The organism is Hymenobacter sp. HDW8 (genome assembly GCF_011305775.1).
Lineage (GTDB): Bacteria > Bacteroidota > Bacteroidia > Cytophagales > Hymenobacteraceae > Hymenobacter > Hymenobacter radiodurans.
Genome location: NZ_CP049907.1, coordinates 803,999 through 827,345 on the forward strand (window position 1 = coordinate 803,999; position 23,347 = coordinate 827,345).

20 protein-coding genes are annotated in these 23,347 nt (G+C 53.4%); 16 read left to right on the plus strand and 4 right to left on the minus strand.

Annotated elements, in window-relative coordinates:
• Window positions 1–76: 76 nt before the first annotated feature.
• From G7064_RS03425 to lpxK, 3 genes are read right to left on the minus strand one after another with little or no spacing between them, the layout of a single operon-like run.
• On the minus strand, window positions 77–685 hold the full coding sequence (locus G7064_RS03425; RefSeq protein ID WP_133272585.1) for a tRNA-(ms[2]io[6]A)-hydroxylase: 609 nt from the start codon (window positions 683–685) through the stop codon (window positions 77–79).
• Between the two features lie 3 nt (window positions 686–688).
• Window positions 689–2,659 carry a putative porin gene (locus tag G7064_RS03430; RefSeq protein ID WP_166072461.1) on the minus strand — a complete coding sequence of 657 codons (1,971 nt, stop codon included), beginning with the start codon at window positions 2,657–2,659 and terminating at the stop codon, window positions 689–691.
• Window positions 2,660–2,690: 31 nt separating this feature from the next.
• Window positions 2,691–3,746 carry a tetraacyldisaccharide 4'-kinase gene (gene lpxK / locus G7064_RS03435; RefSeq protein WP_166072462.1) on the minus strand — a complete coding sequence of 352 codons (1,056 nt, stop codon included), beginning with the start codon at window positions 3,744–3,746 and terminating at the stop codon, window positions 2,691–2,693.
• Window positions 3,747–3,851: 105 nt separating this feature from the next.
• Here lpxK and G7064_RS03440 point away from each other — a divergent pair, with 105 nt between their 5' ends.
• The 13 genes from G7064_RS03440 to G7064_RS03500 all read left to right on the plus strand — a co-directional run bounded on the left by G7064_RS03440 (window position 3,852) and on the right by G7064_RS03500 (window position 18,055).
• Window positions 3,852–4,529 (plus strand): uracil-DNA glycosylase family protein, encoded by a 678-nt coding sequence (locus G7064_RS03440; RefSeq protein ID WP_166072463.1) that lies wholly within the window; start codon window positions 3,852–3,854, stop codon window positions 4,527–4,529.
• Between the two features lie 173 nt (window positions 4,530–4,702).
• On the plus strand, window positions 4,703–5,803 hold the full coding sequence (locus G7064_RS03445) for a Nif3-like dinuclear metal center hexameric protein (RefSeq protein ID WP_166072464.1): 1,101 nt from the start codon (window positions 4,703–4,705) through the stop codon (window positions 5,801–5,803).
• Window positions 5,793–6,542 (plus strand): zinc ribbon domain-containing protein, encoded by a 750-nt coding sequence (locus tag G7064_RS03450; protein WP_133272574.1) that lies wholly within the window; start codon window positions 5,793–5,795, stop codon window positions 6,540–6,542. Before G7064_RS03445 ends, G7064_RS03450 begins: the two co-directional genes overlap by 11 nt.
• Before the next feature lie 245 nt (window positions 6,543–6,787).
• Entirely contained in the window at window positions 6,788–8,143 is a 1,356-nt protein-coding gene (locus tag G7064_RS03455; RefSeq protein WP_166072465.1) for a DUF3808 domain-containing protein, read from the plus strand.
• A 34-nt stretch (window positions 8,144–8,177) separates the two neighbouring features.
• Window positions 8,178–9,452, plus strand: coding sequence for an anthranilate synthase component I family protein (locus G7064_RS03460; protein WP_240935704.1), 1,275 nt, complete (start codon window positions 8,178–8,180; stop codon window positions 9,450–9,452).
• Window positions 9,453–9,603: 151 nt separating this feature from the next.
• Window positions 9,604–11,052, plus strand: coding sequence for a tRNA (N6-isopentenyl adenosine(37)-C2)-methylthiotransferase MiaB (gene miaB / locus G7064_RS03465; RefSeq protein ID WP_166072466.1), 1,449 nt, complete (start codon window positions 9,604–9,606; stop codon window positions 11,050–11,052).
• 92 nt (window positions 11,053–11,144) lie between these two features.
• Window positions 11,145–12,482: a sigma-54 interaction domain-containing protein gene (locus G7064_RS03470; protein ID WP_166075026.1), complete on the plus strand. Its 1,338-nt coding sequence runs from the start codon at window positions 11,145–11,147 to the stop codon at window positions 12,480–12,482.
• On the plus strand, window positions 12,463–12,996 hold the full coding sequence (locus G7064_RS03475) for an LptE family protein (protein WP_240935705.1): 534 nt from the start codon (window positions 12,463–12,465) through the stop codon (window positions 12,994–12,996). Before G7064_RS03470 ends, G7064_RS03475 begins: the two co-directional genes overlap by 20 nt.
• Before the next feature lie 171 nt (window positions 12,997–13,167).
• On the plus strand, window positions 13,168–14,634 hold the full coding sequence (locus G7064_RS03480) for a hypothetical protein (protein ID WP_166072467.1): 1,467 nt from the start codon (window positions 13,168–13,170) through the stop codon (window positions 14,632–14,634).
• Entirely contained in the window at window positions 14,635–15,084 is a 450-nt protein-coding gene (secG, locus tag G7064_RS03485; RefSeq protein ID WP_133272568.1) for a preprotein translocase subunit SecG, read from the plus strand.
• 250 nt (window positions 15,085–15,334) lie between these two features.
• Window positions 15,335–15,625, plus strand: a complete 291-nt coding sequence (gene groES / locus G7064_RS03490; RefSeq protein ID WP_166072468.1) for a co-chaperone GroES — start codon at window positions 15,335–15,337, stop codon at window positions 15,623–15,625.
• Window positions 15,626–15,669: 44 nt separating this feature from the next.
• Window positions 15,670–17,313, plus strand: a complete 1,644-nt coding sequence (gene groL / locus G7064_RS03495) for a chaperonin GroEL (RefSeq protein ID WP_133272566.1) — start codon at window positions 15,670–15,672, stop codon at window positions 17,311–17,313.
• A gap of 154 nt (window positions 17,314–17,467) precedes the next feature.
• Window positions 17,468–18,055, plus strand: a complete 588-nt coding sequence (locus G7064_RS03500) for a hypothetical protein (RefSeq protein WP_166072469.1) — start codon at window positions 17,468–17,470, stop codon at window positions 18,053–18,055.
• A 185-nt stretch (window positions 18,056–18,240) separates the two neighbouring features.
• Here the strand turns inward: G7064_RS03500 and G7064_RS03505 are convergent, their stop codons facing one another.
• Entirely contained in the window at window positions 18,241–19,671 is a 1,431-nt protein-coding gene (locus G7064_RS03505; RefSeq protein WP_166072470.1) for a peptide MFS transporter, read from the minus strand.
• Window positions 19,672–19,921: 250 nt separating this feature from the next.
• On the opposite strand from G7064_RS03505, the gene pckA reads away from it, so the two are divergent.
• The 3 genes from pckA (at window position 19,922) to G7064_RS03520 (ending at window position 23,262) form a co-directional block, all read left to right on the plus strand.
• Entirely contained in the window at window positions 19,922–21,544 is a 1,623-nt protein-coding gene (pckA, locus tag G7064_RS03510) for a phosphoenolpyruvate carboxykinase (ATP) (RefSeq protein ID WP_166072471.1), read from the plus strand.
• 116 nt (window positions 21,545–21,660) lie between these two features.
• Window positions 21,661–22,446: a S1/P1 nuclease gene (locus G7064_RS03515; RefSeq protein WP_166072472.1), complete on the plus strand. Its 786-nt coding sequence runs from the start codon at window positions 21,661–21,663 to the stop codon at window positions 22,444–22,446.
• A gap of 117 nt (window positions 22,447–22,563) precedes the next feature.
• Window positions 22,564–23,262, plus strand: coding sequence for a 16S rRNA (uracil(1498)-N(3))-methyltransferase (locus G7064_RS03520; protein WP_166072473.1), 699 nt, complete (start codon window positions 22,564–22,566; stop codon window positions 23,260–23,262).
• Window positions 23,263–23,347 lie beyond the last annotated feature (85 nt).

Genomic DNA, 23,347 nt, shown 5'->3' on the forward strand with positions numbered 1-23,347 from the left:
GTCTGGGGGCTTTTTGTTGGTTCACGAATTCTTGGCAGCTTGTTACGTTTACAACGCTAGCTACAGCCTGCTGTTATTAGTGCATCCGGTCGTCGCGCACGGGGAGGTTTGTTACAATTTCCCCCTCGATTTTTAGTAGCTCCTGCAGGCGCTCGTCTACCGTCTGCTTGTCGCAATATTCCTTGGCAAGCTCCACGTAACTCACGAAGTGCCCCGCCTCCGACACCATCAGCTCGTAGTAAAACTTTGATAAGTCAGGGTCCGGGATGTGCTTCCATAGAAGCTTAAACCGCTCGCAGCTACGCGCTTCTATCAGCGCGCTTACCAGCAACTGATCCATCAGCTGCCGCTCACGGGCGCCGCCCTTGCGAACATGCGCCATCAGCTGTACTACGTACTCGTCGCGGCGCGGACGCCCTAGCTCGTAGCCACGCTTGCGCAGCTCGTGCAGCACCCGCTCAAAGTGGGCCCACTCCTCGGCTACCAGCTCCGTCAGCTCGTCAACCAGCCGCGTTTTTTCGGGATACTTCACAATTAAGCTAATGCCCGTGCTGGCCGCCTTTTGCTCGCAGTAGGCATGGTCGACGAGAATATCCTCGATGTTCTTGCTGGCAATATCCACCCAGCGCGGGTCGGTATTCAGCTTGAGCTTGAGGATGGTTTTTTCTTTTGACTCTTGTTCCATGGATTAATCGAAAAACTGCCACTTCAGGCCCACTTCAAAACGGCGCGGCAACCCGGTATAGTAAGGCGTGGTGAAATAACCGTTGCGGTGCAGGCCCTGGTTCAGGTAAGCCATTTTCAAGAATACCGACACGGTACGAATATCGATGTTCACAAAGGCATCGAGCAGGGAATAACGACGAATTCGGAACTGATCCTGCACGAAAAACTGCTGGGTACTGGGGCTGTAATCGTAAGCCCGGAAGCGCGACTGGTAATAATATTCCGTCCCAATTTGACCAAACAGCGCCTTTTTGAAGATATAGCCTTGGTAGTACACCTTCGCATTGGCAACTAAGCTAGGAATGCGCAAGCCTTCTTGGTCGCCGCCCAGCGTGTAGGTGCCCTGGTTATCGGCAAAGAAGTTACCGACTTGAAAGCGGTGCCGCACCCCCACCATTACCAGTTGCCGCTGCTCAGAAAGTTGGGCTGGCTCGGCCTGCTCGTTGTAGTAAACGAGGCTCGAAATGTTGGCTACTGCTACCGATGCTTGCAGCCGCTGCTTGCCTAAACTCTGATCGAGGCGGCCCGTCAGCTGATTGACAAAAGTATTTTCAAAACGGCTGTAGTTGTTCCACTCGTAATGATTGCCGCTGAATTCGCGCTCCGTAAGCGTAGGAGCATAAGAAGCGCTGTAGAACTCCGCCGTAATCGGGCCGGTACGCGCGGCGGCTTTTCCCCAATACTCGGGTACGCGGCTGGCCTCGCCGGGCGCCGAAATGTCTGGCACCTTGATTTCGCCGGCGGCTTCTACTCCAAATACGCGGTACTTAAATGCTGCATTGCCCCCCAGAAATATCTGGTTGTAGGTGCGTATGGGCACATTATCTTCCGCTACGGTTTCCTCAATTAGGCTACTCGTAGACAGCCGCGCCAGGCGGTGGCGACCATACAGCCGGTACTCCACCAGCTTTGTAGCTCCCAGCACCCCCACGCTGTTCTCCGCTTGCTCAAACGTCGCCCGGTCGTTCGTGACGTTGGGGCTCAGGCGGGTGCGCGGGTAATAAAGGGGCTCCGTCGTGCCGCGCGGAATCTGGTCGTCGTTGTAGCGGTTGGTCTGGCGGCTGATGTCCATCACATGGAAAGCCGTCAGCCCCTTACCGAGCAGCCGATAGGTTTGGGCCAAATGGATACGGTCGCGGTCGTCGCGGTTTCGGGCTTGCGTTAGCCACACCCGCTCATCGTCGTACTCGAACAGGTTCTCGGTCACGATGCGGTTATCATCACTGATATCCTCGGGCTGGGGTACAATACCACCCTGCTCGATGGCTTCATGCCGGGCAGTATTCACATTGAAAAGTAGATGATACCGGTCGTCGGTGGTTTGATAGCGCACAAAAAAGAGCACACCTGAATGTCTAGTTAGGCCTTCCGCACCTACGTCTGTAAAGATCTTGTTGGAAGAGAACCGCTCGTAAGCAAAGCCCACGTTGGCGTTGCGCTTAATGCTACGGCTGTACGACAGCTCAAATACCTGCTCGCCGGTACCGCCCTGCACGAAGCGAAAAAACGTGTAAGGCGAGCGAGTATCATAGTACGGAATGGTGGCCGAGTTGCGCATGTACTTATCAAATACATTGCGGCCCAGACGGGCGCCAAGCTGGGTATTTGGCTCCCAGAGCAGGCGGCGCGAGGCCGTGCCGCCGTTGCCCAGATCCTGCTGAAAGGTGCTGTCGTGGTACCAGTTGCGGGCCTGCTGCATCCCAACTAACGTAGTATCCACCATGCGGCCCTCGTGCTTTTCGCGCAACACGTCGGCCTCCCGAATGACGAAGGTGGTTTTGGCGCCGTAGAGTGTTTTGGTGGTGTCGTCGACAACCTGGGCCTGCGTGGTAAGCGGGTCAAAAAAGCCCCCCAGCGCTAGCAATAGCCCCGTGAGCCAGCGAAAGAGCCGGCTAGCAGGCAGCCCACAGGCAGATACCGAACAATGGGGCACAGGCGTAGAGAAAAGCGAAAACAGTGAAAAGTCAGACAACAGCTTGGGGCTGAAAGTAGGGAGAAAGCAATTGCCGCAGCCGGGTGGCGTCATCGGCCAGAAACTGTACGGTAATCGGGATGTAAAAGACAGGCAATGGCGCTATCGCCGCCCGCAAGCTTGGTTCGAGCAAGCGCACGGCGTCCTTCTGGGTGGTAAAAACGCATAGACCGGGTTGTAATTGTGCAGCCAGAGCGGCCACATCGGCCGCGGTGAAGGCGTGGTGGTCGGAGTAGCTGGCGTGGTGCCTGATACGGTAGCCAGCCGCCGTCAGATATGCTCGCAGCGGTTCGGGCTGCGCAATGCCCGTCAGCAGCATGATATCGGTGCCGGGGGGCTTTTTCAGGCTGCCCAAGGCCACCGGTTCCCCATAGGCATAGGTTGAAAAAAGAACCTGCACGTCGGGTCTGGCATAGCGCCGAACTTGGTGGGTTATTTCTTCGCGCTGGGCTGGAGTTAGCGTCTCGCTACACTTCGTGACTATCACGGCATCGGCGCGGCGGGCCCCGACGCGACTTTCGCGCAGACGCCCGGCGGGCAGCACATAGTCGGTATAAAACGGGCGCTGCTGCTCGGTAAGCAGAATGCTGAGCGCGGGACGTACGCGCCGGTGCTGGTAGGCATCGTCCAGCACCACGGTCGTCAGGTCAGAGCGAACGGCTAGCAACTGAGTTAATCCCGCCCGTCGATCCTCGGCAACGGCTACTGGAATTTGCCCCCCAAAGTCCTGATAATGCTGCAACGGCTCGTCACCGATAGTGGCGGCGGTGGCGGCGGTATCGGCTAGGCGGAACCCCTTGGTACTACGCCCGTAGCCCCGGCTTAGGATGGCAGGTTTTGCCCCCTGAGCCCGCAGTTCGGTTACCAGCCAGGCCACATGCGGCGTTTTTCCGGTGCCCCCCACGCGCAGGTTTCCAACGCTTATCAACGGTATTTCAAAAGCGAATGATGGCTTCAAGCCTTTATCATACAACCAGTTGCGCACGGCCATTACCCCGGCGTAAAGCCAGGCAAACGGAAGCAGCAACAAAACCAGAAATGGTGGCATGAGAGAGAATTGGGCCTGGGGGCAAAAGTACGCGGAAAAGCAGAGTACGCCACTTTTACTCTTTAGGCCCAGCCATACGTAAGTGCATACAACTGCCCTGCTACTATGTCCACCTTCGGCGCTCGTCTCCTTCACTTTCTGACCAGCTTTCCCCTACCCACAACGCTGCCCGACAACGTACTGGCTTTCAGTCCTTACCTGGAGGAAACTCCCCAAGCGTTACTCTCGCAATTTGCCGCCCGCTACTACGCCGACAATCGGCCGCGGGTGGCGCTGCTCGGCATTAATCCGGGCCGTTTGGGCAATGGTCGCACTGGGGTAGCGTTCACCGATCCGGTGGCTTTGACCGCCTGCGGAATCCCAAATGAGTTGCCTCAACAGCGGGAGCCGTCGAGTCAGTTTATACACGAAGTTATCGCGGCATTGGGCGGTCCAACAGTTTTTTTCGACAACTTTTATCTGGGCTCGCTCTATCCCCTGGTCTTATTGCGCGAAGGCCGCAACTACAACTATTACGACTCGCCTGCCCTCACCGCTGCCTTGGCCCCCGCCATCCGGCTTTCTTTGCAGCTCCAAGTGCACGACGTGGGCCTACGCCGCGATGTAGCCATCTGTCTGGGCCGCCGCAACGGGGAATACTTTAAGCGGTGGAACCAAGAGCTTCAGTTGTTTGAACAAATTCGCGTGTTGGAACACCCACGCTACCTAATGCAGTATAAGCGGCGCGAGTTGGCAGCAAATGTAGCCCGTTACATAAACGTACTTACAGATATAATCAACTAATAAATAGAAGCTAAAACTGCGTCTGGCATGCTGAGTGAAGTCGAAGCATTTCTACCATTTCGTTGAAGTTTACTCCTCAGTAAAGGTGCTTCAACAAGTGGACGCCAGATGGCGCATCACGTTCTTTTTTCATTTCCCCTTATCCTTGCTCTCTTCATTTCTTGATCAACAAAATGCCTACCGTCGCTGACCTTGCCCGCGCCCTCGAAACGGCGGCGCCCCTCGCCTACCAAGAATCGTATGACAATGCGGGCCTTCAATGCGGTGATCCACAGGCCGAAATCAAAGGCGTCCTGATTGCCCTCGATTGCACCCCAGCCGTTCTCGATGAGGCTCTAAAACGGGGCTGCAACGTAGTAGTGGTCCATCATCCGGTCATTTTTCGTCCCCTCAAAAGCCTGACCGGCGCTACGGAAGTGGAGCGGACTATATTAAAGGCGCTGAAAAATGACATTGCCATCTACGCGGCCCACACCAACCTAGACAACGTGCGCCACGGCGTAAACCGCAAGCTTGGTGAGAAGCTTGGCTTGCAGAAACTACGCATTTTGGCCCCCACGAGCGGCAATCTGGCCAAGCTGATTACCTATGTGCCGCCAACGCATACCGATGCGGTTTTACAAGCTCTCTATCAAGCCGGTGCCGGCCAAATCGGCGACTATTCCGACTGCAGCTTTCGCTCCGATGGCGTAGGCACTTTCACGCCTGGTTCGGCTACCCAGCCTTTTCAGGGACAACCAGGCCAGCCCGAAACCACTGCCGAGCAGCGCGTGGAAGTGCTCCTACCTCTGCATCGGCAGAAAACTGTGCTTCGGGCCCTGCGCCAGGCCCACCCCTACGAGGAGGTGGCCTACGAAATAGTCAAGCTCGAAAACGAAAACCAGGATGTGGGCGCGGGCATGATTGGCGAATTGCCGCAGGAGCTAACGCCGGCAGCTTTTCGGCAGCAGCTACGCGCTATTCTAGGCGTGCCCGTTGTGAAGCACACCGAGTATGACCAGCCTATCCGCCGGGTGGCATTGTGCGGTGGAGCAGGCAGTTTCCTTTTAAACAAAGCCCGCGCGGCCGGCGCCGACGCCTACGTGACCGGCGACTTAAAGTACCACGAGTTTTTTGGCCCGGAAGGCGATTTACTGCTCTGCGATGTAGGCCATTTTGAGAGCGAACAATTCACCAGTGAGCTATTTCAGGAATTGCTAACCTCAACGTTTTCGAGTACTTTTGCGGTCTTAATCGCAGAGACCCTCACCAACCCCGTCCGTTATGACTTCTAACCCTACCGCGGAAACCCCCGTTGCCAACAAGCTGGAGGCCCTTTTGAACCTACAGCGCATTGATTCGCAGCTCGATGAAATTCGGCGCGTGCGCGGCGACTTGCCTGAGGAAGTCCGTGACTTAGAAGATGAGATTATTGGCTACGAAGTGCGTGTAGGCAAGTTTGACGAGGAAATCTCGGGGCTTAATGACCAGATCAAGCAGCGCAAGCAGGCTGCGAAAGATGCTGAAGGCCTTATTCGCAAGTATGAGGAGCAGCAGCAAAACGTGCGTAACAACCGTGAGTACGAGGCAATTGCCAAGGAAATTGAGTTGCAGCGCCTAGAAATTCAGATCTCCGAGAAGAAAATTAAAGAAGCTCAATACCAGATTGAGCAAAAGAACAACGACATCGCCGGCACTAAGCAACGCCTCGATGAGCGTCGCAAAGACTTAGCAAACAAGCAGGGCGAACTGCAAACCATTGTAGGTGAAAGCGAAGCCGACGAGAAGAAGCTCATGACGGAGCGCGATGGGGCTGTGAAGCCTATCGAGGAGCGTCTGCTCATGGCCTATACCCGTATTCGCGGTAACGTTCGCAACGGCCTAGCCGTGGTGACGGTAAAGCGTGATGCCTGCGGTGGCTGCTTCAACACGGTACCCCCTCAGCGCCAAGCCGACATTATCTCGCACAAGAAGATCATCGTGTGCGAGCACTGCGGACGGGTTTTGGCTGATGTAGACTTGAAAGCTGCTTAATTCGCTTTTATTCAGTTGACTAAAAAAGGAACGGCATCTGTCGTTCCTTTTTTGTTGAAGTACACATGAAATTTTCAGCGGAGAAGCCCATTTGGTTATGCAGAGGAGTGCAGAGACTATTCTTAGTGCTGCTGTTGTCTGCTGCTACACTTTGTGCCTGTCTTGGTGAGCCTTTACAATCATTATCGGCCACCCTGCCGCCACCTTCAACGCTGACACCCCCACAAGCCCGTGCGTACGCTGAAGTGATAAAACTGCGCGTGCCCGCCGCCCGTGCCCTGCTACGAGGGGAAGATCCAAACAGCGCCGGCACTCTGCTGGTCACTGATTGTCTGGAGATGGTGGAAATACTAATCAGCCAAGATGCCAAGCGCTACTCCGGCGTGCTGGATGCGCAGAATCAGCGGCTGGAAACGATAGAAAAAGCTCCCCAAGGCCCACTGCGTGACTACTCTGGCGCTCAGCTTCGGCTCCATCAGGCGGTGCTACAGGTTGTTTTTGAACATGAAGTTCAGGGTGCCTGGAATCTGCGGCAAGCGTACCAGCAGATGCAAGGGGTTGCGAAGCGTTATCCAAACTTTTTACCAGCCCGCAAATCACTGGGTATGTTGGAGTTTGCTATCGGCTCCTTGCCTGAGGGTTACCGCTGGTTTTTACGGCTGCTTGGTTTGAGTGGCAGCGTTGACTCTGGCTTGCAGCACTTACGCGCGGCGGCCCAGCGGCCGCACGATTTTCAGCTGGAAAGCCAGCTTATTTTGGCCTTGGTAGAAGAAACATACTATCGGCGCAGCAGCGAAACAACCCAGCTAGTTACACGTTTGGCTGCGCAACAGCCAGACAACTTACTACTTGCCTTCCTGGTTATCAGCCAAAACAAAAAGCTACACCGCACTGACCGTGCTCTGGCCGCTTTCCAGGCGCGCCCCGCTGGCCCAGCTTATGTGCCGGTAGCCTATTTGCACCACATGGCGGCCGACTTACTGCTTTATCAGGGACAGTTTGCTGCTTCCGAACGCGAAAACCTGAAGTTTTTACAGCTTTACCGCGGGCAGCACTATCGGAAGGCGGCTGCTTTCAAGCTTTATCTGGCTGCTTGGCTTGGGGACAAACATTCTGCTGCTACCCAGTACAGACAGCAGATAGCTACCGGCGGCCGCACCGTAGTTGAAGAAGACACGTATGCGCAGCGTTTTTTTGAGGAAAAAAGCCCCCTGCATCCTGTCCTCACTCGCGCCCGTCTCCAGCTTGATGGCGGCTATTATCAGGAAGCTCTCACAACACTTAAATCGTTTGATGCTAGTAATAAAAGCACGCTACGCGACCAATTAGAGGCGCCTTACCGCCGCGCCCGTGCCTATCATGGCCTCAACCAACTAGATTCGGCTCGGTACTTCTACGCTCGCACAATTGCGCTATCCAAAGGCCAGGCACCCTACTATTTTGCCCCCCAGGCTGCCTTGCAGCTTGGATATTTGTACCAATCGGCAGGTCAGACGGAACTTGCTCGGAAATACTTTCGGCAGGCGCTCCAGTATCCCAAGCACGAGTACAAAAACAGTACAGATATGAAGGCTAAAGTGGCTCTGGCGGAGCTTGGTTAAGACCACAAGCGTTCACGACCCTTACTTTTGCCCTGTGATAATCGTTCCGCTGTCTAGCTTGCCCATAACGCCCGCTGAGTTTCGGGCCAAAGCCTTGCATTGGGCTGCCCGCTTTGCGTACTGCGCCTATTACGAATCTAATGACCTAAATTATCCGCAGGGAGCTTTTTCACGGCTGCTCGGTGTGCGTGCTGCTACCGCGCCGCCACCTACTAGTCTAAGTGAGTTGAGAGCTTGGCTGAAGCGCCCTACCGATGCTCCTCGTTGCGGTATTTTAAGTTATGAACTAAAGAATCAGATAGAAGACCTCAACAGCCACCATTTCGATGGCTTATCTTTCCCTGGTCTTCATTTTTTTGAGCCCGAAAGCTGGCTGATTTGGCGTTCAGATTCGGTAGAGGTTCACGGCTTGGGGAGCATTTTAGATGAAATTATAGCGACTACTGTACCAGCGTATGCTACAGCTTCGGTGCCTCAAATGCGTGCCCGAATGCCTAAAGCTGAGTACCTCGCGGCCGTAGCAGCTATTCAGGAAGACATTCTGAATGGCGAAGTATACGAGCTAAATCTCTGTCAGGAGTTTTACGCTGAGAACATTGCTATTGAGCCTGTTTCCTCCTTCCTACAGCTTAATGCGGCGTCGCCTACCCCTTTTGCTGGGTTCTATAAATGGCAGGATCGGTACTTACTATGTGCGTCGCCCGAGCGCTTTCTGCGGCAGCAACACGATGTACTTCTTTCTCAACCTATTAAAGGCACAATCCGCCGTGGCCTGACAGCTGAGGAAGATGAAGAATTGCGACAGCAGTTGCGCCACAATGAGAAAGAACAAGCTGAGAACCTAATGATTGTGGATCTGGTGCGCAACGACCTTGCCCGAGTGGCTGTTACCGGTTCGGTGCAAGTGCCTGAGCTATTCGGCCTTTACAGCTTCCGCCACGTCTGGCAGATGATTTCCACCGTGCAAGCCCAGGCCCGGCCCGAATGCGACTTTGTCGACATCCTGCGTGCCACTTTCCCGATGGGTTCTATGACGGGCGCCCCCAAGATCAGGGCCATGCAACTCATTGAGCAGTATGAGCATAGCCGCCGGGGCCTTTACAGTGGCAGCCTCGGCGTTATCTGGCCCTCCGGCGACTTCGATTTCAACGTGGTCATTCGCAGCCTTCAATTCAACGTCGCCACGGGTTACCTCTCTTTCCAGGTTGGCTCAGCCATCACCTACGATTCAGTTCCGGAGCTTGAATATGATGAGTGCCTTTTAAAGGCAAAGGCGATGCTGGAGGTTTTAGGCGCTCAGATTGTTTAGCAGCCTGATGCACGACAGGGCACAATCGATTGTTTTTAGGTGAGTGCTCTTTGCAAAAAGAGCCCAAATCTTACGCATTCTAATCTCTGCCATTCTGTCATTTTAAGCTTAAAAGGCCTACCTTTGCCCTCCTTATTCGTGTTTGACCGCTATGTCGCAGCCCATTCTTACTCTCGACTTTCTAGATACTCCGGCTCCCACCGCCCCTGCGGATCACGCTCATACGCCAAGCGGTGAGGTTCGGGTTAGCGCCGCTACCAGCACTGGCCGGCAGCGCAAGCTTTATATTGAAAGCTATGGTTGTCAGATGAATTTTTCTGACTCTGAAATCGTGTCCTCTATCCTATTTCAGGAAGGATTTGACACCACAGAACAACTAGAAGGCGCTGATTTGGTGTTGCTTAACACCTGCTCTATTCGGGAAAAAGCCGAGCAGACGGTGCGCATGCGCCTTTCACAGATTAACGGACATAAGAAGCGCAACCCCGGCTTGCTGGTTGGCGTGCTCGGCTGCATGGCTGAGCGCCTGAAAACCAAGTTCTTAGAAGAGGAAAAGATTGTAGACCTCGTGGTAGGGCCTGATGCGTACCGTGACTTGCCCCGCCTGATTCAGGAAGTAGATGGGGGGCAAAAAGCAGTGAACGTGCTGCTTTCCCGTGAGGAAACGTACGCCGATATCACGCCGGTACGCCTGAACTCCAACGGAGTATCAGCCTTCGTGAGCATCATGCGCGGCTGCGACAACATGTGCTCCTTCTGCGTCGTGCCCTTCACCCGTGGCCGCGAGCGCAGCCGCGATGCGCACAGCATCGTGCAGGAGTGTCGCGACTTACTTGCCGCCGGTTACAAGGAAGTTACCATGCTGGGCCAGAACGTAGACAGCTACAAATGGGCTTCTGAAGATGGCTTGGAGCAAGTAAACTTCGCCCAACTACTAGAGCGTGTGGCTTTGCTGAGCCCCGAGTTACGGGTGCGCTTTTCCACGTCTCACCCCAAGGATATTACCGATGAGGTATTGTACACCATGGCTCGGTACGATAACATCTGCAACTACATTCACTTGCCTGCCCAAAGTGGTAACTCCCGGGTACTCAAGCTGATGAATCGCACGTATGACCGCGCGTGGTACGAAGATCGGGTACAGGCCATCCGCCGCATTCTGGGCGACGACTGTGCCATCAGCACCGATATGATTTCGGGTTTCTGCTCGGAAACGGAGGAGGAGCATCAGGATACGCTGAGCCTGATGGAGCAAGTGCAGTACGATATGGCTTATATGTTCTTCTACTCGGAGCGCCCCGGCACCCTGGCCGCTCGCAAGTTGGAAGATGATGTGCCGCTGGAGGTAAAAAAGCGACGCCTGGCCGAAGTCATTGCGGTTCAGCAGAAGCATAATCTCATCCGCAATCAACGCGCTATTGGGCAAGTACACAAGGTGTTAGTCGAAGGCTTTTCCAAGCGCTCTGATGAGTTTCTGAGCGGTCGCAACGACCAAAACAAAGTGGTCCTCTTCCCAAAACAAACCTTCCAGAAAGGCGATTATGTGAACGTGCTGGTGCACGACTGCACTGCTAGCACCTTATTCGGCAACGCCATCTAAGCGTAGGAAATGGCCCTTATCAATGCAGGGGCTATTCAATAGCTAAAGTAAATGCGGCCGATTTTCGTCCTTTAACGAAAACCTACCTACTGATTTTGACTCCCAGCGAAATACAATCCATCAAACAACGGTTTGGCATCATTGGCAATGCGCCGGCGCTGAACTATGCCATTCAGGTGGCTGCCCAAGTGGCGCCCACCGACATGACCGTGCTTATTTCGGGGGAAAGCGGCTCAGGTAAGGAATCCTTTTCCAAAATTATCCATGCCCTTTCACCCCGCAAGCATGGACAATTCATTGCTATTAACTGCGGTGCCATTCCTGAAGGCACCATCGATTCCGAGCTTTTTGGGCACGAGAAGGGTTCGTTTACAGGTGCCAATGAGGCACGCAAGGGATACTTTGAGGTAACGAATGGCGGCACTATGTTCCTCGATGAAATTGGGGAAATGCCGCTGGGTACCCAAGCCCGCTTGCTGCGCGTTCTTGAAAATGGCGAATTCATTCGGGTAGGTGCCAGCAAGGTGCAGAAGACAGACGTGCGTGTGGTGGCGGCTAGCAACGTGAATTTACTGGACGCTGTACGTGAAGGCCGCTTCCGCGAAGACCTCTATTATCGTCTTAATACGGTACCTATCACAGTTCCACCACTACGTGAAAGAGGCGATGATATCTACCTATTATTCAGAAAGTTTGCAACTGACTTCGCTGAACGCTATCGCGTAAAGCCGATTAGCCTTACCCCTGATGCTATTGCTGATTTGCAGCGCTTCCGGTTTCCGGGCAACATCCGGCAGTTGAAGAATATTGCCGAGCAGATGTCGGTGTTGGAAATGGAGCGCGAGCTAGATGCGGCCCGCTTACGTCAGTATTTGCCGGCCGACCAGAGCAGCCGTTTGCCCATGCTGCTTAGCGCCGCTAGCCCCGATGGTTTAGGTGCAAATAACACGTACTCGGAGCGCGACCTGCTGTACAAAGTGCTGTTTGATATGCGGCGCGACATGACCGACTTAAAAAAGTTGGTTTTGGACTTGGCAGCTGGTCAGCGCCCTGCCGAGGCGCAGGAGCTACTACGGCAAAACAGCCATCTTTTCAATAATCTGAATGTGGCATCTTCTTATGAAGGTGGCCGCCTGAATCGTCCTGCTCCTACCGAAGCTGCTAGCGAGTACTTTATTTCCCCACGTCCCGTTAGTGATTTAAACGACAGCGACGAGGAACTAACCTACGACGATGAAGCCCAACGGGTGGAAGATATTCCGCACGAAACGGAAGAGGAAACATTGTCGCTGGAGGCAAAGGAAAAGGAAATGATTATGAAGGCGCTCAAGAAGCACCATAACAAGCGTAAATACGCTGCCCACGACCTGGGTATTTCGGAGCGCACCTTATACCGCAAACTCAAGCAGTATGATCTCGAGCAGCTCTAACCGATTGACTGGCTGGCTACTGGGGGGCTTTTTTCTGTTTCTGTTGGCTGGTTGTAGCGTGTATTCCTTTACAGGAACTAACATCGATCCCGCAGTAAAAACCATCTCCATAGCAACGTTTCAGAACAACGCCAGCAACGGTCCGTCCTTTCTGGCTCAGCGCTTTACGGAGGATTTCAAGGACTATTTTCAGCGTAATACCACGCTGAAACTCGTGCCCCGCGATGGCGACCTACAATTTGAAGGTGCCATTACGGCTTACGATTTCGCCCCTGCTGCCATTCAGCGCGAAGGAAATATCGACCAGGCTGGCCAAAACCGGCTGACGATTCAGGTACAGGTGAAATTCGTGAACACCAAAGACCCTTTGCAGGACTTGGAGCAAACCTTCCAGAGCAGCGACAGCTTCTCGGCCACGGAAGACATCACCACGATTAATAATGACCCGCGCGTCCGTGTCATTACTAACAACATTATCACCGACGTTTTTAATAAGTCGGTAGCTAACTGGTAATTACCCTACTGGCGGGCTCGGTAGCCACACTACGGCGCCTGTTTAGAAAATAAATTGCCGTATTGTTGTCGGCTCAAAACAAGGCTGGCTTAGCTGGGTCCTTTTCGAAATTGCCGCCATTTTTAAGCTGAACACCCATCCTCAGCCAACTCATAATTAGTACCGCACATCATGACCCGCGCCTCGCTGCTGCATATTCTGGACAATTTGGGGGGCATTTCGGAGACGGAAGTTCAGGAGTTGGAGCAGTTAGCGGCTACTTTTCCGTACTGCCAGACCGCCCATCTACTGCTGGCAAAAGCTGCCCATGATCGGGGCAGTATGCTGGCAGCCCAGCGCCTGCGCCGCGCCGCCACCTACGCCGTAGATCGGCAGCAGCTACGCGCCCTCATTGAGTTGCCCGCGCCGCTGCCGCCCGTAGAAGCTTTTGTGCCTGCGACTGTGGCTCCAGTTGATACCGAATCACGAGCCCATCTTCCAACTACGGTTCATCCTACGCATGATGACAACACTCCCGATGAACTAGAATTACTACAAGCTGCTGTCACTACCGACACTGACAATACTGAATTACAACCAATAGATAATCAGCTACTTGCTAATACTCTTACTCCTGAGGAGTCCGATAGTAAAGAAGAATCTTCTGCTTTTATTGTAATAAGAGAGGAACGTGTAGCAACAGCAATACTCACTTCAGAAGCAGTATTGCTGGATAATACGGTAGCAACTTCGTCCCATGCGACTATTGAGGAACAACCTGAAGTAGCGCAATCTCAATACGGCGAGGTTGCAAACGAATTCTCGGAGCAAACTTCTGAACCCGCTACGGAGGTAGACGCCCTACTTGAGAAAGAGTTCGTAGAGACGAGCACCGAAGTTAATGTAGTTGCTTCGGAGATGGAATCACCTGCCCCAGAAGAGACTGAACTATCTGTAGAAGAGCCTCTTGGAGAGCTTGCGGATCTGAAAGTAGAAACAGCAGATCTTCCGGTAACTAACGCATCAGAGGCGGAACCTGAAACTGAACTGACCGAGGAGGAATTGCCGCTACTACCACCGCCAATCCGTCCTCCGGCGGAAGTTGGCATCTCCCGCTTCGAGTTTGGTCTGACGCAAACACTACCTGTTCCGACTTATAATCTATTCGAGGTTGAGAAAGCTGCTGCTAAACAAATTGTTGCCATCCCTCCTTTCTGGTCTGATGAGGAAGTTGGCTATGCGCCGGGATTAGGTAGTCGCCTGGGTTTCTGTCTGCAAGCGCACGACGAGTACAGTCTAGATTTGCCCCCCAGCGCGTTTTTCGAGCCTGATGCCTTACTGCTTCAGCACTTAAAGCAGCACCAGCCCGTACCGCCGCCCGTGCCAACCAGCATTGATTTGATTGACAAGTTTTTGCGCAGCAAGCCCCGCTTTAGAGCACCTTTACCGCTTCCCCCGACCACTGAAGCGCAGGCGGATTTATCGGTGCGTAGTACGCTTGCAGAGCCCAGTTTGGCCTCAGAAAGCTTGGCTCGCATTCTGGCGCGGCAGGGCAAAATCGGTAAGGCTATCGAAATATATGAACGGCTGATGGTGCGCCAGCCGGAAAAAAAGGCGTATTTTGCCGACCAAATTCAACAATTGCAAACCTTCGAGTAGATGTATATTGCCCTGATTGCCCTGATTATTTTTGTTTGCTTGCTTCTAGCCCTCGTTGTATTAGCCCAAAACCCAAAGGGTGGCGGACTGTCGAACCAGTTCGGTTCTGGCGGAGCTGCCAATCTGATGGGCGTAAAGCGCACCGGAGACCTATTGGAGCGCTTGACTTGGGGCTTCGCCCTAGGGTTAATGGTTCTTACGCTTGGAACCCACATGATTATTGGTGGCGGTGATAATGGCCCGGCCCGCAGCATCAACCAAGAGCGCGCGCTTCAAACGCAACTCCCTGCTACTCCAGCTCCTACGGCTCCAGGCGCTAGTGCTCCAGGTGCTACGGCTCCTGCAGCCTCCGGCACGGCCACTCCTAATGAGCGGGCAGCATCTGCCCCCGCTCAACAGTCTACTACAACTCCGGCTCCCGCCCCAGCTTCAACAACCGGCAACCAGTAAGGCTTCGCTGCTCTTATCCTCAACCCTATCACCGATGGCTTTCTGCTTGAAAGCCATCGGTTTTTTTATGCCTTTCTCAATGTGTCAGGTTTCGACAGACCTGACACGTTTGGCAGCAAAACTTTGGTATAGGGCCCCAAAAAGTTCACTTTAACGACCATTATGTCAGGTTTGAGTGGGCTGGCATAAGAAGTGTCGGGAACGGCGCACGGGTTTATTCACTCAACATCTTTCAACCAAAACGTACAATATGTCACTTAGCATGAAACCGCTGGCCGACCGCGTAATTATCGCGCCAGCCGCCGCCGAGGAAAAAACCAAGTCGGGCATTATTATCCCCGATACGGCTAAGGAAAAGCCCCAGCGCGGCGAAGTAGTGGCCATAGGCGAAGGCAAAGTAGCCGACAGTGGTACCCTCATTGCTCCTCAGGTAAAAGTGGGCGACCAAGTGCTCTATGGTAAGTACGCCGGCACTGAGATCACCGTGGATGGGGAAGATTACCTCATCATGCGTGAGTCTGACATTTTCGCCGTTCTGTAGGGTTTCCTTTTCTTTTCCAGAATTACCTCTCTATTTAAAATAAGATGGCTAAGAACATCCAATTTGATACCGACGGCCGCGACAAGCTAAAGCGCGGCGTAGATAAGCTGGCTAACGCCGTGAAAGTAACCCTCGGCCCAAAAGGCCGCAACGTGGTTATCGATAAGAAATTCGGCGCACCCACCATCACTAAGGACGGTGTAACTGTAGCTAAAGAAATTGAACTGACTGACCCCGTAGAAAACATGGGTGCTCAGTTGGTAAAAGAAGTTGCTTCTAAGACCGCTGACCAAGCTGGTGACGGTACTACTACCGCTACTGTACTGGCGCAGGCTATCTATACAGCTGGTTCGAAGAACGTAGCTGCTGGTGCCAACCCAATGGACCTGAAGCGTGGCATCGACAAGGCAGTACACGCTGTTGTTGCTAACCTGAAGGCGCAGTCGAAGAAGATTGAGAACTCTTCGGAGATTGCCCAGGTAGGTACTATTTCGGCCAACAATGACTCGGAAATCGGTCAGATGATTGCCGATGCCATGGACAAAGTAGGCAAAGAAGGCGTTATCACGGTAGAAGAAGCGCGTGGCACGGAGACCGAAGTAAAAACGGTAGAAGGCATGCAGTTCGACCGCGGCTACCTCTCCCCTTACTTCGTGACCAATCCGGAGAAGATGGAAGTGGAGTTGGAAAACCCTTACGTTCTGATCTACGATAAGAAAGTAAGCACCATGAAAGAGCTGCTGCCCGTATTGGAGCAGGTAGTTCAGACTGGTAAGCCGTTGGTTATCATCTCAGAAGATGTGGACGGCGAGGCTTTGGCTACGCTAGTAGTTAATAAGCTGCGTGGTTCGTTGAAGATTGCAGCCGTTAAGGCTCCTGGTTTCGGCGACCGTCGTAAGGCAATGTTGGAAGACATCGCTGTGTTGACTGGTGGTACCGTGATTTCGGAAGAGCGCGGCTACAAGCTTGACAGCGCTACGATTGAGTACCTAGGTACGGCTGAGAAAATTATCATTGACAAGGACAACACAACCATCGTCAATGGTAAAGGTGAGAAGGCTACCATCACGGCCCGCATCAACGAAATCAAAGCTCAGATTCAGACGACCACGTCGGACTACGACAAGGAGAAGCTGCAGGAGCGTTTGGCTAAGTTGTCGGGTGGTGTAGCTATCCTGTACATCGGTGCTTCTACGGAAGTAGAGATGAAGGAGAAGAAAGACCGCGTTGACGATGCCTTGCACGCAACTCGCGCTGCCGTTGAAGAAGGCGTAGTACCTGGTGGTGGCGTTGCTTTGGTGCGCGCTATCGAATCGCTGGCTGCTGTTGACACGTTGAACGGCGACGAGCGTACGGGTGTAAATATCATCCGCACGGCGCTGGAAGCTCCGCTGCGCTGCATCGTAGGCAACGCCGGTGGCGAAGGCTCGGTGGTCGTACAGAAGGTGCGTGAAGGCTCAGGCGACTACGGCTATAACGCCCGCGAAGACCGCTATGAGAATCTGATGGCTGCTGGTATCCTCGACCCAACGAAAGTAACTCGCTTAGCTCTGGAGAATGCCGCATCTATCGCCGGCTTGCTCCTGACCACTGAGTGCGTTATCTCGGATGAGCCAGAAGATGAGAAAGCTGCTGCTGGCGGTGCCGGTGGCATGGGCGGTATGGGTGGCATGGGCGGCATGATGTAAGATCAGCCGCGCAGCTAACTTAGCTGTTCGCTTAACAAGTAAAAAGCCCCCCGGACATGTTCTGGGGGCTTTATTTGTATGTTACTGCTCCTTTGTGAGTATGCTTAGCAGTCAGTATCTAAAGTACAATATCTGTAACCGACTTATTTCTTTTATGGATGCTGCTATTGCCCGAGCGGGTATGGAAGAGAAGTATGCTTGGGCAGCCGAAGTTGCTGCCGTTATTGATTATGAGGCATTGGACTACAAACCGGTTTCAGGTCCTGACCGCATAGAAACGGATGAGACTAAGGTTAGGAGATCCTTCTGGACCTTTTTGCAAGCATACCAGCAACTTACTTTTTACCACGGCAAGTGGCGATATGCTAATGGTATTAGAAACCAGGCTACCAAATATGTGGACCGGTGGCGGCTGGAGCAATTAACACCAGAGCAAAGTAAAGTATGGGGTTTGCTTAACCGCATTCGCACGATTGATACTCATCAGGAGCCAGTGATGCCAACTTTACATGTGCAGTTTAAAGTGTTAGGAGTAAACGGGCGAGGTCTAGTATTGAACGGAAATCTCGTTGAGGTAGGTCGACGCAAAACACTTGAAGTGCAGGTAGGATCTCGATATTATGAACTCACTAATTTGACCCGGACTGGGCTCAAGTGCATGCGCTTATTCATTGATACGTTTGATCAAATTAACTCTCCATTACAAGAAGAATTACCTGACACGCATGATATTAGAGGATGAAGACTATTAATACTATCAGCATGTTATTCCCTTTACCTACCCTTTGCCCATAGCAGGAATAATTCTGGGTTAAGACTGGATATGCTTATTAACTATCCGAGCGCACTTATGAGCTTAAAGGGTAAAGAAATTCACACAAAAAAGCCCCCCAGATTGGATCTGGGGGCTTTTTTTAAATACATAAGTTAATTTCCGCGGCCGTGCATCATGTGGAACAGCTTCTTAGCAATGGCAATTAGAATCAAACCAGCTAGAATGACGAAACCAGCAATAAGGCCGAATACTTTCAAAGCACCAAGCTCTTCAACATAAGCAGCGATATAGCCACCCGCAATCTGTGCCACGAAGGGAGCTAGGAACCACACGCCCATGAGCGCGGAGGTGTAGCTGATCGGGGCTAGGCGCGTTACCATGGAAAGGCCGATGGGTGACAAACACAGCTCGCCGATGGTATGGAAGAAGTAGGTAGCAAGCAGCCAGAGGATACTGGCTTTCACCGTCGTATCGCTCACGTCACCGCCGCGCTCCATTACGGCGCCTACCATAAACAGGAAGCCCATACCCAACAGGACCATTCCCAAACCCATTTTTACGGGGATGCTCAAGTCTTTGCCCTTACGGCCTAAGCTCAGCCATATGCTGGCGACAATAGGTGCCAGCGCCACGATAAACAGCGGATTCACCGACTGGAACCAGGAAGTTGGAATCAGGTAGCCAAACACCTCACGGTCGATATAGCTGTCTGTGTACAAGGTTAGGGAGCTACCAGCCTGCTCGAAGCCAGCCCAGAAGAACACAACGAATAGCGTGATAATGAAGATTACCGCCATGCGGTCGGTTTCTTCTTTCGACAAGGTCTCTTTCGGCGCGTTTTTGTCCTTTACCACTTTCACTGGAGCCAAGCCAATGGGGCCGAGCAAGCGGGGGGCAAATAAGTTGAAGATGATCTGACCCAGTACCATGCCTAGACCAGCGGCCAGGAAGCCATAGCGGAAACCGTAATTGCTCACCTGCTCCACGCCATCAACGACGGTCTTGGTAGCGAATAAGTCTTCGGCAAAATAGCCGCACACCAGCGGCGCGAGGAAGGCACCAATGTTGATGCCCATGTAGAAAATAGTGAACGCCGAGTCGCGGCGCGGGTCGCCTTGCTCGTAGAGCTGGCCTACCAGCGTGGAGATATTAGGCTTAAAGAAGCCATTGCCAATGATGAGCAGCAGCAAGCCCAGACACGTAGTCAGCGGCAGGCCAAATGCCACAGCCGGACTACCAGGAGTAGTAGAGAATAACGAGAACTGACCCAGGGCCATCAAAGTACCGCCAATAAGAATTGCGCGGCGCTGCCCGATAAAACGGTCGGCAATCCAGCCTCCAATGATGGGAGTAAAGTACACGAAACCAGTGAAATACCCGTATATAAGAGTGGCGGTTGCGGCGGGTACTTCCAAACCACCAGCCAGGATAGTCTTGGTCAGGTACAGTGTCAGCAAGCCCCGCATACCGTAGTAACTAAACCGTTCCCACAGTTCAGTAAAGAAGAGCAGATACAGTGCCTTTGGATGTCCTTGCTGTGCGGCAACCGGTGGCTGTTCGGGCACGACGGAGGCTGATTGCATGTAAAAGATGAGTAAGATGGAGGTGGAAGAGAAACCGACCCGAAACAGCGGTCGGGGGTTTGTAAAGCTACAAAAGTTTCGCAACTGCCAACTTTTGCCCCCCGAGGAAGTATTACTTCAGCAACAGCATAGCGAATTTTCGCTCGTGCCTTAGCAAAACACAGCACAGCCGTGGCTCACTCGGTTTTTTGACTACTTTTGTTCTAAGAATTCCCATTTCCCACCCACCCCATTTATTGTTTATCGGCTTATGATGGACACCGCCACCCACGCTCTTCATCGCCTTCAGCCCCTCGGTTTTACCCAGGCGGCTAAGGTACACTTGAACCTCACCCCCGCCGAACTGGTGGAAGAAGCCCTTCGCCGCGGCGAAGGCACGCTCACTGACACTGGCGCGCTCATGGCCGATACTGGCAAGTTCACTGGCCGCTCGCCCAAAGACCGCTTCGTAGTAAAGGACGCCAACACGCAGGACAGCGTGTGGTGGGGCGATATCAACATTCCCTTCGATGCTGACAAATTTGACCAGCTTCAGGAGAAGATGGTGCAATACCTGGCCGATAAAGAAATTTACGTGCGCGAGGCCTATGCTGGCGCCAACCCTGACTACCGCCTGAATCTGCGCGTCGTAAACGAGCTGGCTTGGCATAACCTCTTCTGCTACAATATGTTCCTGCGCCCCGCTGAGGGCGAGGATACTACCTGGACGCCTGACTTTAGCATCATCTGCGCGCCCGGCTTCGAGGCCGATCCAGCCGTAGACGGCACCCGTCAGCCCAACTTTGCCATTCTGAACTTCACCAAGAAAATGATTCTCATCGGCGGCACTGGCTACGCTGGCGAGATGAAAAAAGGCATCTTCGGCGTACTCAACTACTTGCTGCCGCACGAGCAGAACACGCTACCGATGCACTGCTCCGCTAACGTGGGCCAGGATGGCGACGCAGCCATTTTCTTCGGCCTATCGGGCACTGGAAAAACCACCCTTTCCGCTGACCCGAACCGCGGCCTCATCGGCGACGACGAGCACGGCTGGACTCCCAACGAGGGCATCTTCAACTTTGAAGGTGGCTGCTACGCAAAAGTCATTGACCTGAGCCGCGAAAAGGAGCCGCAGATCTGGGATGCAATCAAGTTCGGGGCTATCGTCGAGAACACGCGCTTTATTCCCGGCACGCACACTGTTGATTATGCCAATAAGTCGGTGACGGAGAACACCCGCACGGCTTATCCCATCAACTTTATCGACAACGCCATTGAGCCATCGGTAGCCGATTCACCAAAGAATATCTTCTTCCTGACGGCTGATGCGTTCGGCGTTTTGCCCCCCATCAGCAAGCTGGATAAGAGCCACGCCATGTACCACTTCATGTCGGGCTACACGGCAAAGGTAGCAGGCACTGAAATGGGCGTTACAGAGCCACAGACGACGTTCTCGGCTTGCTTTGGCGCTGTTTTCTTACCCCTTCACCCCACGAAGTATGCGGAGATGCTGGGCCAGAAAATGGACGAGCATCCCGACGTGAATGTGTGGCTGATCAATACTGGCTGGACCGGCGGCAGCTACGGCACCGGCTCACGCATGAAGCTGAGCTACACGCGCGCCATGATTACGGCCGCACTCAACGGCGACCTAAATAACGTGGAGTTCACTAAGCACCCCATCTTCGGGGTGGAAGTACCAGCCTCAGTCCCTAGCGTGCCAACCGAAATTTTGGAACCACGCAACACCTGGGTTGACAAGGAAGCGTATGATAAAACGGCTGCCTCTTTGGCCGAGAAATTTGTAACCAACTTTAAGAAGTACGCCGATTTCGCGAATGAGGAAATTCTGGCGGGCGCTCCTAAAGTAGCTGTGGAAGCCGGCGTGTAAAGCCGCAACACTTGTTTTGTAAAAAGCCCCCAGTCGTGTACTGGGGGGCTTTTTCTTGCATATCATGCAAACCTGCTAGTTTTACTTCCCGATTCAACCATTCTATCCTAAGCGTCATGCGTAAGCGCCTTCTACCGCTGCTCCTGCTTCTCCTCACCCCTTTCAGCCTATGGGCGTGGGGCGCGGATGGGCACCGGGCCGTGGGCAAAATTGCCGAACAGCACCTCTCCCGTCGCGCCAAGCGTGAAATTCAAAAACTGCTAAATACGGAAACGCTGACGATGGTCAGTACCTGGCCTGATGAAGTGCGCTACTACCCTGAGTTCAAGGAAACGGCGCCCTGGCATTATGTAAATACGCCCAGCGGCCTCAACCAAGACCAATACATCCAGCAGCTCAAGGCCCAAACCGTTCCAAACGCTTACAACGCCATGCTGGCGCAGTTGGCTATTCTAAAGGATAAAAGCAAGCCGCAAGCTGATCGGGTGGCGGCCTTGAAGTATGTGGTACACTTGGTGGGTGATGTGCACCAGCCACTACATGCGGGCCACGCGGAGGATAAAGGCGGCAACGATATTAAGTTGAAATATCGTGGCAAGGATACCAACTTGCATAGCCTTTGGGACAGTGGCTTGCTTGATTACCAAGGCCTCACCTACACCGAAATGGCTACTGCTTATGATGCCAAGCTGCGGGGCCGGGTAATTCGGAAGATGCAGGCTGCGGGACCAGAGCAGTGGCTCTGGGAATCCTATCAGGCGAGCAATCAGATCTATCAGGAAACACCCAACAACGCCGACGTCGATTATCGTTACTACCCCGCTCACGCCGACCTGATGAAGGAGCGTATCACCCAAGCAGGTGTGCGCCTGGCGGGAATGCTGAACAAGGCGTTTAACTAAACGTGCGTTTTGGTTTTGGTTTCCTAAGTAATAACGTCTGACCTCTATTCATAAACCCTGCTGGCTCCGTTCAGTGGGGTTTCTCATTTCAGGGGAGCATCCCAGTATCTTTGCCGCATGCCTCACACTTTTTACGCCCCCAATCTAGCTGCGGCCACGTACCTCCTGCCCGAAGATGAAAGCAAACATGCCGTTCGCGTATTGCGCCTCTCCCTTGGCGACGCCGTGGAATTGGTGGATGGTGTGGGGGGCATTTTCCAGGCAGAAGTAGCAGATGCAAACCCCAAACGCTGCCTTCTGCGCGTAATTAGTGAGCAGCGCGTGCCGCGTCGCGCTTACGCAGTGCACCTAGCGGTAGCGCCTACCAAGAACCTAGACCGCATGGAGTGGCTAGTGGAAAAAGCCACCGAAATTGGGCTCGACCGCCTCACTTTCCTGCGTTGCGCCCGCTCCGAACGCCGCGAGCTGAAACTAGACCGGCTGGAGAAAATTGCAGTAAGCGCCCTGAAACAGTCGGGCCAAGCGTGGCTGCCGCAGCTAGATGAGCTCACCGATTATTCCGCTTTTATTTCTGCATTGGAACCAGCCACCGGCTTTATCGCGCATCTGGCTGAAGGTGAGCGCACAGCTTTGTCGGAGGTAGCAGCGCGGGGGGCAAATTGCTGCATACTGATTGGTCCAGAGGGCGACTTCACCCCGGCCGAAATTCAAGCTGCCTTAGCACGGGGCATACAGCCTGTCACGCTCGGCGAATCGCGACTGCGCACGGAAACCGCCGCGCTAGTAGCAGTCATGATTGCAAATTTCTGCCGGTAATATGTTTATAAATTATCCTCGACTAGACGTACTCGCTGAAACTCTGCGAAGGTTTAATAGCAGTGAAATAGATATTTGCAGGCAT